A 13,960-nucleotide genomic window follows, 5' to 3' on the forward strand; every position below is an offset into this window, starting at 1 on the left:
TAATCTTACTCAACATTTAATATGGAAATTATATGTGCAAAAATAACAAATACTTTCACCTTCCTGACGAAGTTCCGCCGCAATTCATTTTTTTGTGGGAGAGCAGTAATGAAGTCTGGGGTTTCAAAGACCTTGATTCACGCTATTTATATGCTAACACTCCATTCCTTAAACTATTAAATTTGCCACCAAAATTTCGTATTAAAGGTTTGTCACAGAGTGAACTGCCCCACCCCTCTTTTGCAAAGTTTTCATCCCAATTCAGAGCACAAGAGCAGCTAGCGGCGATAACTAAAAAACGAGTTTCTTCAATTGAGATACATTGCTTTGGCCGCGAACAAAAACTTCAACCTTATATATTTGATAAATTCCCACTTTTAAATAGAGAAAAAGAATGCCTGGGTGTTATTTTCCATGGAAAAAAACTGGATTTACTCACCGCTGAGCAATATGTTAATCAAGCGTTACCTCTTACATTCTTAGTTGAAAAGCCAGATGATTTTTTTACTGATGAAGAGTTTGATGTCGTGTTTTATGTACTTCAAAACGCAAGTAATAAAACTATCGCCCAGAAGCTGGCACACTCTGAGCAACAGGTCGAAAGTTATCGGAGAAAAATTTACCTTAAAGCGCATTGTTATTCATTCTACGATTTTAAAAAATTCTGCCATAAAAAGGGATATAACCATTATGTTCCGCAAAAATTCCTCGAACCTGGTTCCATAATGATTCCGAATGCAGCATGGAACTTTGGTGATACCGGGCGGCCAGACGAACAAAATTAGCCCGGCGGCTGCTTGTTGTTGACTGGCATCACAAAAACACTATACGAAGCAGAAAAGTGCATACTTCCAGCGATTGGCTCCTCACCTTTGCCTGCCACTCACTCCTATCTTTGTTAGCAATCAATGGGCAATTGCCAATGAATCTTTTTTCAGCAATGAGTTAGGAGCAACCACCATGACAGGCGAAGTTATATCGATAGACAGCCCTATCGCGCTCGGGTTGGATTTTGGCAGCGATTCTGTCCGGGTATTGGCGGTGGATTGTCAACATGGCACCGAGATTGATACTGAGGTTGTTTACTATCCTCGCTGGCAAAAAGGGCTTTACAGCAACGCGGCACAAAACCAGTTCCGTCATCATCCTCTCGATTATATCGAAGCTATGGAACAGGCTATTTTTCAGTTAGTTAGCCGTCTATCAGCAGAACAACGTCAGCATATTATCGGCATTGGCGTGGATACGACCGGCTCAACTCCTGCACCGATTGATGAACACGGTCAGGTATTGGCGTTACGCCCTGATTTTGCTAAAAATCCCAATGCTATGTTTGTGTTATGGAAAGACCACACGGCTATAGAAGAAGCCGAGGAAATCAACCGTTTATGCAGCAGTGGTGAATTTGATGATTATGCGCGTTATATCGGCGGTGTGTATTCATCTGAGTGGTTTTGGGCAAAAATTCTGCATGTTACGCGTGCGGATCAAGCCGTCCGTGACGCGGCAGTGTCATGGGTTGAGCTGTGCGACTGGATCCCAGCACTACTCTCTGGCACCACTGCCCCTAAGGATATTCAGCGGGGGCGGTGCGGCGCCGGGCATAAAAGTTTGTGGCATCCATCTTGGGGAGGATTACCCCCTCGCGAATTTTTGGCCGCACTCGATAGCCGTTTAGTCGACCATATCGATTATCCAATGTTCACCGATACCTACACGGCTGAACGCCCGGTGGGCAAGATTACGGCTGAATGGGCCGAGCGCTTAGGATTACCCACGACTGTGGTTATTTCTGGTGGTGCATTCGATTGCCATATGGGTGCCGTCGGTGCAGGTGCTCAACCTTATACTTTGGTGAAAGTCATTGGAACTTCCACTTGCGATATTTTGATTGCCGACAAAAAGTTAGTCGGTGAGCGGGCAATTGCAGGGATTTGTGGTCAAGTGGAAGGTAGCGTAGTGCCCGGTTGGATAGGTATGGAAGCGGGCCAGTCTGCATTCGGCGATATGTATGCCTGGTTCAGCCGGTTATTAAGCTGGCCATTGCATCAAGCCGCGCTGGCACAGCCAGAATTACAGCCACAGTTAAAATTGATTGAATCTACTTTACTGGCCTCACTGACGACAGAATGGGCTAAAAACCCTTCATTGGAGAACCTGCCAGTGGTGTTGGATTGGTTTAATGGTCGCCGCACCCCAAATGCTAATCAGCGGCTAAAAGGGGTTATCACTGATCTGAACTTGGGGACTGATGCCCCCACACTGTTTGGCGGTTTTATCGCTGCTACTGCATTTGGTGCTCGCGCGATAATGGAATGCTTCGAACAGCAGGATATTCCGGTTGAAAACATACTGGCCTTAGGCGGTATTGCACGTAAATCGCCGGTTATCATGCAGGTTTGTGCTGATGTCATGAATAGGCCGCTCCAAATTGTGGCATCGGATCAATGCTGTGCATTGGGTGCGGCTATTTTTGCGGCTGTTGCCGCGGGTGTTTTTGCTGATGTCCCAACCGCACAGCGCCATATGGCGTGCAAAATTGAGCGCACCCTGACACCCAATGAGACCCAAGTGGCCCGCTATCAGCAGCTTTATCAACGCTATCAGCAATGGTGTTTGTCGGCCGAGCCACACTACATACCCGTCACCAAAACGACACTATGACCTTGATGATCAGGACGATTTATCACTGTATGCTGTATGAAAATTGATTAAATGGAGTATTCGATGGACGTATTCAAGCAATCAGAAGTATGGTTTGTGGTCGGTAGCCAAAATTTGTATGGCCCTAAAACCCTGCAACAAGTTATGGATAATGCCCATCATGTCGTTAACAGCCTGAATAATGAAGCCGGTTTACCGATAAAACTGGTGCTGAAACCGCTGGTAACTACGCCAGATGAAATCACTACTTTGTGTCGTGAAGCCAACTACAATACCACCTGTGTCGGTGTTATGGTCTGGCTACATACTTTTTCTCCCGCCAAAATGTGGATTGGTGGACTGAGTATTCTAAGTAAGCCGTTGCTACAATTCCACACTCAGTTTAATGCTCAAATCCCATGGGAAACCATGGATATGGACTTTATGAACTTGAACCAAACCGCCCATGGTGGCCGGGAGTTTGGTTTTATCGGTGCACGGATGCGCCAGCAACACAGTGTTATCGCCGGCCACTGGCAAGATAAAGCAGCACATCAGCGTATCAGCCAGTGGATGCGCGTCGCGGCAGCTAAACAGGAAAGCCAACAACTGAAAGTCGCCCGTTTTGGCGATAATATGCGCGAAGTGGCGGTTACCGAAGGAGATAAGGTCGCGGCACAAATTCAGTTTGGCTATTCGGTTAATGCCTATGGTATTGGTGATTTGGTTACAGTGGTAGATGCCGTCAGCAAAGGTGATATTGATACCTTGGTTGAAGAATATGAAGCGACTTACCGGCTGACAGACGCCGTGAAATTGAATGGCAATAAACGCGAAAATATACTAGATGCTGCTCGTATTGAGTTAGGTATGAAGCGTTTTCTGGAACAAGGTAGCTTTAAAGCTTTTACCACTAACTTTGAAAATCTTTATGGATTGAAGCAGTTACCGGGTCTGGCTGTTCAACGCCTGATGCAACAAGGCTATGGTTTTGGTGCCGAAGGCGATTGGAAAACCGCCGCGTTATTGCGCATTATGAAAGTGATGGGAACTGGCCAGCGAGGTGGTACGTCCTTTATGGAGGATTACACTTATAACTTCCAGCCGGGTAATGATTTAGTGGTTGGCTCCCATATGCTGGAAGTCTGCCCGTCGATCGCCAAAGAAGAAAAACCGCTGTTAGATGTACAATATTTAGGTATTGGTGGTAAAGCTGATCCCGCTCGGTTGATCTTCTCGACTCCCGCTAGCACGGCACTGAATGCCAGTTTGATCGATATGGGTAACCGCTTCCGTTTATTGGTTAATGTAGTCGACACCATTGAGCAACCCCATCCGTTGCCCAAACTGCCGGTAGCCCGTGCTATTTGGCAAGCTCAGCCTTCACTAGCAACAGCCGCCGAAGCTTGGATTATCGCCGGTGGCGCGCACCATACTGTGTTCTCGCAAGCTATCGGCGTAGATGAGTTGCGCTTGTATGCCGAAATGCATGGCATTGAGTTCCTGCTTATTGATAACGACACCACTTTGCCAGCCTTCAAAAATGAAATTCGCTGGAATGAAGTCTATTACCATCTAAATCGTTAAGTTAACCACTGCGCATTTAGCGTTTATTGATCGGCAAACTTTATCGGTAACTCTGGGGCCTAACCGCCCCTTATATTTTTAACTCATTATTTTTTAAACTTATTTTTTTAACTATATATCTCTAACGTGATGGCCATTGCCAATCTGGGTTAGTTTCTTGTTGTACCGTCGTTTCACTTAGTTCTTTATGTAACAATATATGGTGGCAGTTCTTTTCCTGCTCAAGCGCGGCCACCAATTCTGCGGCATGGGAAACAACAATCACCTGGGTGTGTTGTGCTGCCTGAGCAATCAGGCGGGCTAAAGGTTTGAGTAAATCAACATGTAAGCTAATTTCTGGTTCATTGAGAATCATCATTTCTGGCGGACGTGGAGAGAGCAATGCCGCCACCAGCAATAAATAACGCAATGTGCCATCAGATAGCTCGGCCACTTTAAGGGGCCTTAACAAGCCGTGCTGTGCCAGCAACAGCTCAAAGTTCGATTGGATGTTCAGAGTGGTGCCGGGAAATGCATCGGCAATGGTATGGTTTAGCGCCTCGATGTCCCCTATCTCTCTGATAGTTTGCAGCGCTGCGGCCAAATCAGATCCGTCGCTAGCAAGCACCGGTGTGTAAGTTCCAATTTGTGCCTGACGTGCCGGTGCATGGCGATCTGTACGCAGGTTGTCATAAAAACGCCATGCCCGCATTCGCTCACGCATGACCAAAATCTCCGGGGCATCACGGGGGTCGGTACTATGCGTCATCATGCTGTCATAGGCTGCCAGCCCATGATATGCCTCGCGCCAAACACCGTTGTCATCACGAATTTTAACTCTCGGGCCACGACGTTCAGCAAAAATATTACTGTGGTGTAGAGCATCGCCACACCATAAGCTTTCAACCTTAATTTCAGGGTCACGAGTAAAAAAGGAGCCTTCAACCCCAGCATTACTGACAGCAAAGCCACCGCGAGCAACAGGAAGCCCTAAGTCGATGGCATAGCCGTAATCTGCCCCTGAAAACCCGAGTTTTAGGCTAACAGGATTATTACGAACCACGCCTTGAATCGGCTGTTCTCCTTGTTTCATTGCCCGAGAGAATGACTCCGGCCCAGCCCAGAGAGTAGATTGTAACCCCCCCTCTGCCGCCAGTGACTGGATAACCTGCCCTTGGCCAATATCTGACAGCAATCGTAGCGCACGATAGAGGCTAGATTTTCCGCTGCCGTTAGCACCGGTAATCACATTCAACTGCCCCAATTCCAGCACCACATCACGTAAAGAACGGTAGCCAGAGATAGCAAGCCGAGTAATCATAACTCTCCTTTTGAAACGACAAGTTCCATAACATCCAATAAGCTGATTATATATACAGTAGTTTCTAATTACACGGCTTGTCTAATCTCTGTTTAGCGAATATTTAATTTCTATGGAGTGTTTACAGCATCCGTACACTTACTCGGTCTGCAATCGCCACAAACGTGCATAAGTACCGGACTGATTCAGTAACTCTTGATGGCTACCTTGCTCCAATATTTGCCCCTCTTTTAATACAAAAATACGATGACATTGGCGCAACGTATTTAGCCGATGCGCGATGCAAATGACAGTACGATTGCGGGTGATTTCGGGTAACTGGCGCATGATCGCGGCCTCTGACTCATAATCCAATGCACTAGTGGCTTCATCAAGAATCAGTATTTTGGGGTTTGCCATCAATGCCCTTGCCAAGGCGATTCGCTGCCGTTGCCCACCTGATAACAGTGTGCCCCGCTCACCCACTTGCGTTTGATAGCCCTGTGGCAATGCCGTAATAAAATCATGTGCACCAGCCAGCCGGGCAATATGCTCAACCTGTGTATCATCCGCCGTTGGGTGACACTGGCATATATTGTCGCGTATCGAACCAGAGAACAGTATGCTTTCTTGTAACACCACACTCATCAGGCAACGTAATGTGGTGGCATCAGTAATAGCCAAATCCTGCCCATCGACCAGAATTTGCCCGTGTTGCGGAGTGTATAATCGTTGGAGTAGCTTGGTTAATGTCGATTTTCCACAGCCGGATGGCCCGGTAATGCCGATAAATTCCCCCCCTGCAATCTCTAAATTTAGGTTTTGTATCACTTCAGCAGTATCTGCCCGATAACGAAAACGCACCTGTTTAAAAGCCAAACTCCCTAGCCTATGATCTTTAGATAGCAGCCCAGCGCTGCCCGGCTCGGTGGGGGAATCCAAAATGGTGCCAATGCGTTTTAGCGCCACTTGCGTATGCTGGAAATCTTGCCATATCTGCGCCAAACGTAAGATAGGCTGAGTGACATAGCCCGAGAACAGTATAAACGCGATAAACTGCCCTGGGCTGAGTTCCCCAGCCAATACCAGCGTCACGCCACTCCACAGCAAAATCGCCGCCGTCACTTTATTGATGAGCGCGATACCTTGCTCAGCAACATTGGCCGCTCTGGCACAGGCAAATGAGGCTCGCACATAACCGGCCAATGAGTGCCGCCAGCGCCGATTAAACTGAGGCTCAGTGGCTGATGTTTTGATGGTTTCCAACCCGCTGATGGCTTCGGTTAGAAACGCCGAATTCTGTGCACTGGCTTCATATTGGCGTTCCACCCGCTGACGTAGCATCCCACCGGCAGCCCACCAGAACACCAAATAGCAAATCAGAGAACACAATACTATCCATGTCAGTTGGACACTGTAGCAAAACATCACCACAATAAAGGTGCTGACAAAGACTAAATCCAGCAACATAGTAAGAGCAGAACCTGTCAGAAAGTGGCGTATTTGCTCCATTTCCCGCACTTTAGCAATGGTTTGTCCGGTTTGTTGCGAAGCAAAGTAACCCAGTGGCAGCCCCATTAAATGGCGATAAAGCCCGGTATTCAGTTCAGTGCCCACTCGGCTGGATAAATGTGAGAACAACCAGCCGCGCAAAAAGGTATAGCACGGCTCCACAATGGCCAGCGCAACCATGGCAATCCCCAGCACCATCAAGCTCCCCATCCCTCGGCTCACCAAAACTTTATCGATAACAGTTTCAAATAGCATCGGCGTCACCAGCAAAATGCTCTGCAATAGCAGTGACACCAAGATGATATTACGCAACTGATGGCGATATTTAGTGATGACCGGCCTAAACCAGCCAAACCCAAAAGGTGTTTGTTTTTGCCCCTGTGGTTCGGCTTTCGCCAATAATATCGCCTCACCACACCACAAACTGGCGAGTGCCTGCTGGCTTATCTGTTTCTGCTGGCCCTCGGCAGAAGAATAAATGCGGGCTCCTTGTGCATTAAGGGCCAGCAGCACATACCACTGCGCGCCATTATTGAATAAAATAGGCAGCGCCAAATGGCCTAACCGCGACAAGGGCTGATTGACGATTCTGGCCCGTAAACCAATCCAACTCGCACAGCGGCAGACGGCAATATTATCGATATCTTGAGGCGCTAATCCGACCTTGTGGGCTAAGTGCGATACCTCGACGGCCAGATCAAAACACGCCGCAGCGCGGGCCAGTGCATCTAATGGCTGAATGGCCTGAGTCACGGTTGAATTTATCATATCAACGCTCCCTCATGGCTTCTGATTGATATTGCTGCAAGGGGCTGAGTAAGTAATCAATAACGCGTCGGCGGCCAGTTTTAATCTCGACGCTGACAGCCATACCGGCAGATAACCGCACCGGTTTGCCCTCAACGGTTAGCGTATCGCTATTGAGCCGGACACGGGCCGGAAACACTAAACCTTGCTGTTGATCTTCCATAGCATCACGGGAGATATGTTTGACTTCACCCGAAAGCGTGCCGAACCGGGTATAGGGAAAACTGTCGATTTTGGCCTCTACCGCTTGGCCGGGGTGAACAAAACCGATATCTTTATTGAGGATCATCACATCCAGCTCTAGCTGATAATTTTCCGGCACCAACACCATCAGGGGTTGAGCGCTGGTAACCACACCGCCAAGCGTATGCACCGTGGACTGCTGTATCACGCCAGCCACCGGCGCGCGTAAGGTTTGTTGCCGCTGTTTTTCAACCAATTTCACCCGCTCTTGCTGCAATTGATTGATGACTTCGTGGGCCTTATTCAATTGCTCCTGATAACTTCGCTTTTTCTCCGCTAAATAGTGCAATTGGGTTTGCTTTAGATGGTGTTTTTTAGCCTGCAAAACAGCTTGTTCATTCTGTAAGCGACTGGCTTCCGCCTTGGCATTCAGCCATTCTCTTTCTTGTATTAATACCTCAACCTCAGCAATGGATTTGGATTTCGCCAGTGTTCGCAATGCCTGTAACCTTTGATAAATATTTTTCATCAAAGCTTGCTGGTGCACAATATTTGCTCCTCCCGCCTGAATATAAGCTTGATTAACCGCCTGTTCACTGCTTTGGCGGATCAGTTCGGCATTCACCTCGTCATTTTCTTTCGCTAACAGCGCGTTAGCTGCCGCCACTAAATTATCAGGACTATTAGGGGGATAGATGAAGGACGTGAGCGGATCATCGGTCAGTAGCGCCGTCATTCGCGCAGCTTCCAGCGAACGATGCATTAATTGTTGGTTAATATTGCTAACCTCGGCATCAATACCAATAGGGTTAAGTTCTATTAACACTTGGCCCGCTTCCACCCGGTCGCCATCACGCACCTTAATTGCTGCTACCACCCCCGGTTCGAACGGTTGGATAACCTTGGAATGCTCGGAAACAATCACCTTGCCATTGGCGGAGGCATGAATATCAAGCTCCCCAACAATCGACCAGATTAATACCAATAACAATGTCAATGTCAAAAACCAAGCGGTACGCCGTGCCAATGGTGCTACCGGGCGCTCAACAATATCCAGATAAGCCGGGAGAAAGTCATATTCATCACGGGTTCGTGCGGCTGAAAAATGGCTTTGCCAGCGTTTTTTTAGCGCTTTAAAAATCGGTAACGTCGCCAGAGATTGCTTCAGTTTCATGTCGCCCCCCCAAGGGAAAAGACGGCTTGCTGCTGCCAAAGTTGGGCATAAACGCCTTTTTGGGCCAGCAGTTGGTCGTGATTTGCCAGCTCAGACACCCGGCCTTGAGTTATGACGGCGATACGATGGCAGTGCCGTACCGTCGAAAGACGGTGAGCAATGGTGATAACCGTGCGATTGGCGATAATTTGGGCCATGTTTTTCTGTACTTCGGCCTGTGACTCATCATCCAGAGCACTGGTTGCTTCATCAAAAATCAACACGCGGGGGTTCGCCAGCAACGTGCGGGCAATAGCAATACGTTGACGTTGCCCACCAGAAAGAGAGGTTCCGCCCTCTGACAACACAGTGTCATACCCTAGCGGCAAGGCCAGAATAAAGGCGTCGGCACCGGCCAAACAGGCGGCATCGACGACCTCACTGAGCGAAGCGGTTGGCCGAGAATAGGCAATGTTTTCACGCACTGTGCGGTTAAACAGGTAATTTTCCTGCATCACCACACCGATTTGACGGCGTAAGTATTCAGGAGGGAAATTACTTATCGGGCAGCCATCAATATTAATAACTCCCTGTTCAGCTATATAAAGGCGCTGTAATAACCGCGCGACGGTACTTTTACCCGAGCCTGATGGGCCGACCAGCCCGATATGCTCGCCCGCACGCAGTGACAATGAGAAATTATTCAGCACGGGTTCAAGATCAGGGCGATAACGAAAAGTCACATTTGCCAGTGTGATATCTCCGTTTATTTGGCGGTTAGGCGGTGCGGCACCGGTAGCGTGTTCGACCGGCAAGCTCAATATATCGGATATCAGCATTAGTCCAACTTGGGCTCGTATGCTCTGTTGCCATAAATCAACCAATTTACTCATCGGCATTAATGCCTGAGTGGCCAGCATGTTAAAGGCAATTAATTGCCCGATACTGAGCTGTACAGACATCACTTGATAGGCACCAATGACGATAACCAGTGCCCCTGCCAGCTTTTGCAGTAATTGAGCACATTGACTGCTGAAGTTTTGCAGATTTTGCACTTGGAAATTGGCTTGGGCAAAATCCCGCGTTTGTATTTCCCAGCGCTGCTGCATTTGCGGCTCTAGCGCCAAACTTTTTACCGTTTCGACCCCCGAAACAGTTTCGGTTAAAAACGCGCCATTTTGTGCTGCACAGCCGCACAGCATTTCGACTTTTTTTTGCAATGGCCGCGTAGTCAGTGCCGCCAATAACAGATAAAAAGGCAATGTGCCCAGAATAATGGCGGTCAGGAGCGGTGAAATACACCACATAACAATAAATAATACGAAAGTAAAAACAACATCGACGCATAAAGTCAGGGCGGTGCCGGTAATAAATTCACGAATATTATCTAATTCCCGCACTCTGGCGACAATATTCCCCACATGGCGCTGCTTAAAATAACTTAATGGCAATTTAATTAAGTGGTTAAATAGTTTTCCACCCAATAAAATATCCACTCGAGTGGTAGTATGACTAAAAATATATTCACGCAGGAAATTCAATGAAACTTCATATATCCCAACCACCAGCAATACAATAATTAATACATCGAGTGTCGTCAGTGCATTATGGACCAAAACCTTATCCATGATGACCTGAAAGAAAAGCGGTGATATCAATGCTAAGAACTGCAATAATATTGATAATACTAATACTTGAATCAGCGATTTACGGTGATGCAATAAAACCGGAATAAACCAACGAACACCAAAACGCGAAGAGTGGCAACAGAGTACCACTCCGCCCCATAATTCACTAAGTTGTTGATAAGTTATCACTTTAGGTTTATTGCTGTCAGGGTATTGCAATAATGCCTGATTATCATTTAATCCAGCCAATAAGATAAAACGGCCTTGAGTATCACGAAATGCCAGTGGTAATTGCCCTGCTTTGATTGTCTTTAACGGTTTTTTTTTGACCTTAAAACGGGTGGCTGTCGCGCGTGATAATTGTGATAAATACCGTTTTAATGACGTAAATGTAACTATCATGGCGCTATCGATAGCCGCATTTCGACTGAATATCTCCACGGGCTCGGCATTAACCCCCGCTAAACGAAGTAACCGCGCCGCACAGACTAAAGAAGAGTGAATGTGATTTCCCATAAATTACATTGCCTGTTATTTTATTGTTAAAGGCAGATGACTGCCCATCGTCATAGAATATAATGATGGGATTATAGGACCACGTAGATATACAGTTTTCATGCAATAAGGCTTTATAATGAGTTTCAATTCAAAACTTCTTTCATTTTTTTTTAAAAAATGAAGCTCATCTCAAAATCTCACAAAATTAAATATCTAGAATATCAATCAAGATTATGGTGTCTCTGGTGATACCACCTAGCCTATCGTGCTGTATAGCCACTTATCCCTCACATTAATTGATTTGTATCGCCAATTCCGGGTCGCTTTATGTGATAATTTTGCGGTGATTTATAGCCTAAATAATTCGAGTTACAGGAAATTCCTCACCATGACACCCAAACTACCGACGACCGCCAATGATCTCGCCCCGCTATCTGATGCCAATCCTGATGCCCATTTGCGCCCTATCCAGCATATTGCTCAACAATTAGGCTTGACCGCAGAGGATTTAATCCCGTATGGGCATCATATGGCGAAAGTCGATATCAGCGCATTACGCCCCGGTGGCCCACAGGGTAAACTGATTCTGGTTTCCAGCATTACTCCTACACCGCTGGGAGAAGGTAAAACCGTCACGACGATTGGATTAAGTCAGGGAATCAACCAGTTAGGTCATCGGGGGGTCGCTTGTATCCGTCAACCTAGCCTTGGCCCGGTTTTTGGTGTTAAAGGCGGCGCAGCAGGCGGCGGAGCGGCCCAAGTCTTGCCCATGGAGAAACTGAACCTGCATTTGACGGGGGATATCCATGCCATCAGTGCCGCGCATAATCTGGCGGCGGCGGCGCTGGATGCGCGGTTATATCATGAACAGCGTCTAGGGCAGGCTTTTAGTCAACAAACCGGGATGCCACTACTCAATATTGATGTCCAACAAATTCTCTGGCCACGGGTGGTTGATCATAATGATCGGGCGCTGCGGCACATCCGAGTGGGCATGGGCGGTGGGACTCACGGAGTGGAACGGCCCGACCATGTGGAAATTACTGCCGCATCAGAACTGATGGCGATTTTAGCGCTGTCCGAAAGTTTGCATGATATGCGCCAACGTATTGGCCGGATTATTTTAGCCCACAGCACCGCCGGGCACCCTATTACTGCCGATGATTTGGGCGTGGCCGGTGCCATGACCGCGCTGATGAAAGAAACTATCCACCCAACTCTGATGCAAACCAGTGAGCAAACACCGGTGCTGATCCACGCGGGGCCATTTGCCAATATTGCACATGGGAACTCCTCAGTGCTGGCCGACCGTCTGGGATTGCAGTTAGCTGAGTATGTGGTGACTGAAGCCGGTTTTGGCTCGGATATGGGCATGGAGAAATTCTTTAATATTAAGTATCGCCAATCCGGCATTGCCCCGTCCTGTGTCGTCTTGGTCGCCACATTGCGTAGCCTGAAAGCTAATAGCGGTGTTTTTGACATCAAACCGGGCCAACCCCTACCCGCTGACATTCTCAATATCAATATCCCGTTATTGAGCCAAGGTTGCGCCAATCTAAAATGGCATATTCAGCATGCTAAAAGCTATGGTTTACCGGTGGTGGTGGCGGTCAATCGCTTCCCTGATGACAGTGCCGAAGAACTGGCGTTTTTGAGCGACTATGCGCTATCCTCCGGCGCAGTTGCCTGCGAAATCAGTGAAGCGTTTGCCAAAGGCGGCCTCGGGACGACCGCTCTGGCGCAGCAAGTTATCAATGCCTGTGCTCATGCCCCTGAGCCTGTTCTGCCTTATCCTGATAGCGCCTCACTGGAGCAAAAAATAGCGGTTTTGGCCCAAAGTTATGGTGCCCGCGACATCACCTTTACCCCGCAAGCACGCCAGCAACTTGCGGCCATCACGGCGGCAGGTTTTGCTCATTTACCCCTGTGTATGGCCAAAACGCCACTTTCTATCAGCGCCGATGCCCGTTTGAAGAATGTTCCACGGGATTTTGTGTTGCCCATCACCGCCTGTGCGGTGTCAGCCGGTGCCGGATTTGTCCGCATTTATGCGGGGGATATCATGACAATGCCAGGACTGGGAACTCAGCCCGCGTATTATCATATTGATATAGATGACGAGGGGTGTATTCGCGGGTTAAGCTAGTATGATGCAGATAAGGGATTACCCTAATGATGGGTTATCCCTTTTAATGAATAAATAAGGTTTATTATGTCTCAACAGCAAGAATATCAACGTATTGGCGGCTGGTTATTGGCTCCACTGGCCTATCTGATTGTGACATTGCTCAGCGCCAGTTTAATGTTGGCGCTCTATGCTATGGCGATATTTACGCCAGAATCCAGAGAATACTTGGTGACTAACTCACAGGCATTTACCCTGCAATGGTATTTCTCTGTGGTTACCACACTAGTGATGTGGCTTTATACTTTATGGGTCATCTGGCTGTTTTGTAGCCGTTCAAAGCGTTTGCCCAAATGGCTTATTTTGTGGTTATTACTCACCGTATTATTAGCGTTAAAGGCATTTGCTTTCTCGCCAGTCAGTGATGATATCGCCTTGCGCAGCTTGGGTTGGCCCCTGCTGGCGGCCGCTGTTTTTGTGCCCTATATCAAACGTTCTCAGCGGGTGAAGCATACGTTTATCGAACATTAAGGCGATTTCATACC

Annotated in this window: 9 protein-coding genes; 5 read left to right on the forward strand and 4 right to left on the reverse strand. The window is 47.7% G+C overall.

Going from position 1 to position 13,960, the window contains the following annotated elements; genetic code table 11:
• The first annotated feature begins 32 nt into the window (after positions 1-32).
• The 3 genes from OVO64_RS03840 to araA all read left to right on the forward strand — a co-directional run bounded on the left by OVO64_RS03840 (position 33) and on the right by araA (position 4,230).
• Positions 33-785 (forward strand): PAS domain-containing protein, encoded by a 753-nt coding sequence (locus OVO64_RS03840; protein ID WP_038632970.1) that lies wholly within the window; start codon positions 33-35, stop codon positions 783-785.
• A gap of 175 nt (positions 786-960) precedes the next feature.
• Positions 961-2,664 carry a ribulokinase gene (locus tag OVO64_RS03845; protein WP_145540526.1) on the forward strand — a complete coding sequence of 568 codons (1,704 nt, stop codon included), beginning with the start codon at positions 961-963 and terminating at the stop codon, positions 2,662-2,664.
• Positions 2,665-2,727: 63 nt separating this feature from the next.
• Positions 2,728-4,230, forward strand: a complete 1,503-nt coding sequence (gene araA / locus OVO64_RS03850) for an L-arabinose isomerase (RefSeq protein ID WP_038632975.1) — start codon at positions 2,728-2,730, stop codon at positions 4,228-4,230.
• A 121-nt stretch (positions 4,231-4,351) separates the two neighbouring features.
• On the opposite strand, the gene OVO64_RS03855 is transcribed toward araA, so the two are convergent.
• The 4 genes from OVO64_RS03855 to OVO64_RS03870 all read right to left on the reverse strand — a co-directional run bounded on the left by OVO64_RS03855 (position 4,352) and on the right by OVO64_RS03870 (position 11,308).
• Entirely contained in the window at positions 4,352-5,530 is a 1,179-nt protein-coding gene (locus OVO64_RS03855; RefSeq protein ID WP_038632978.1) for an AAA family ATPase, read from the reverse strand.
• Positions 5,531-5,668: 138 nt separating this feature from the next.
• Positions 5,669-7,789 carry a type I secretion system permease/ATPase gene (locus tag OVO64_RS03860; RefSeq protein WP_050291716.1) on the reverse strand — a complete coding sequence of 707 codons (2,121 nt, stop codon included), beginning with the start codon at positions 7,787-7,789 and terminating at the stop codon, positions 5,669-5,671.
• 1 nt (position 7,790) lies between these two features.
• Positions 7,791-9,185, reverse strand: a complete 1,395-nt coding sequence (locus OVO64_RS03865; protein ID WP_038632985.1) for an HlyD family type I secretion periplasmic adaptor subunit — start codon at positions 9,183-9,185, stop codon at positions 7,791-7,793.
• Positions 9,182-11,308: a peptidase domain-containing ABC transporter gene (locus OVO64_RS03870; protein ID WP_038632988.1), complete on the reverse strand. Its 2,127-nt coding sequence runs from the start codon at positions 11,306-11,308 to the stop codon at positions 9,182-9,184. The genes OVO64_RS03865 and OVO64_RS03870 overlap by 4 nt, the downstream gene beginning before the upstream one ends.
• Before the next feature lie 370 nt (positions 11,309-11,678).
• Here OVO64_RS03870 and OVO64_RS03875 point away from each other — a divergent pair, with 370 nt between their 5' ends.
• Positions 11,679-13,436: a formate--tetrahydrofolate ligase gene (locus OVO64_RS03875; RefSeq protein WP_038632991.1), complete on the forward strand. Its 1,758-nt coding sequence runs from the start codon at positions 11,679-11,681 to the stop codon at positions 13,434-13,436.
• A 66-nt stretch (positions 13,437-13,502) separates the two neighbouring features.
• Positions 13,503-13,946 carry a DUF2569 domain-containing protein gene (locus OVO64_RS03880; RefSeq protein ID WP_038632994.1) on the forward strand — a complete coding sequence of 148 codons (444 nt, stop codon included), beginning with the start codon at positions 13,503-13,505 and terminating at the stop codon, positions 13,944-13,946.
• The last annotated feature ends 14 nt before the right edge of the window (positions 13,947-13,960 follow it).

Origin of the sequence: Yersinia sp. Marseille-Q5920 (assembly GCF_946902935.1) — a bacterium.
Lineage (GTDB): Bacteria > Pseudomonadota > Gammaproteobacteria > Enterobacterales > Enterobacteriaceae > Yersinia > Yersinia rochesterensis.

Coding starts and splice junctions, on each gene's coding strand:
- OVO64_RS03840 (WP_038632970.1), top strand. CDS start 33: ATGTGCAAAAATAACAAATACTTTCACCTTCCTGACGAAGTTCCGCCG.
- OVO64_RS03845 (WP_145540526.1), top strand. CDS start 961: ATGACAGGCGAAGTTATATCGATAGACAGCCCTATCGCGCTCGGGTTG.
- araA (WP_038632975.1), top strand. CDS start 2,728: ATGGACGTATTCAAGCAATCAGAAGTATGGTTTGTGGTCGGTAGCCAA.
- OVO64_RS03855 (WP_038632978.1), bottom strand. CDS start 5,530: ATGATTACTCGGCTTGCTATCTCTGGCTACCGTTCTTTACGTGATGTG.
- OVO64_RS03860 (WP_050291716.1), bottom strand. CDS start 7,789: ATGATAAATTCAACCGTGACTCAGGCCATTCAGCCATTAGATGCACTG.
- OVO64_RS03865 (WP_038632985.1), bottom strand. CDS start 9,185: ATGAAACTGAAGCAATCTCTGGCGACGTTACCGATTTTTAAAGCGCTA.
- OVO64_RS03870 (WP_038632988.1), bottom strand. CDS start 11,308: ATGGGAAATCACATTCACTCTTCTTTAGTCTGTGCGGCGCGGTTACTT.
- OVO64_RS03875 (WP_038632991.1), top strand. CDS start 11,679: ATGACACCCAAACTACCGACGACCGCCAATGATCTCGCCCCGCTATCT.
- OVO64_RS03880 (WP_038632994.1), top strand. CDS start 13,503: ATGTCTCAACAGCAAGAATATCAACGTATTGGCGGCTGGTTATTGGCT.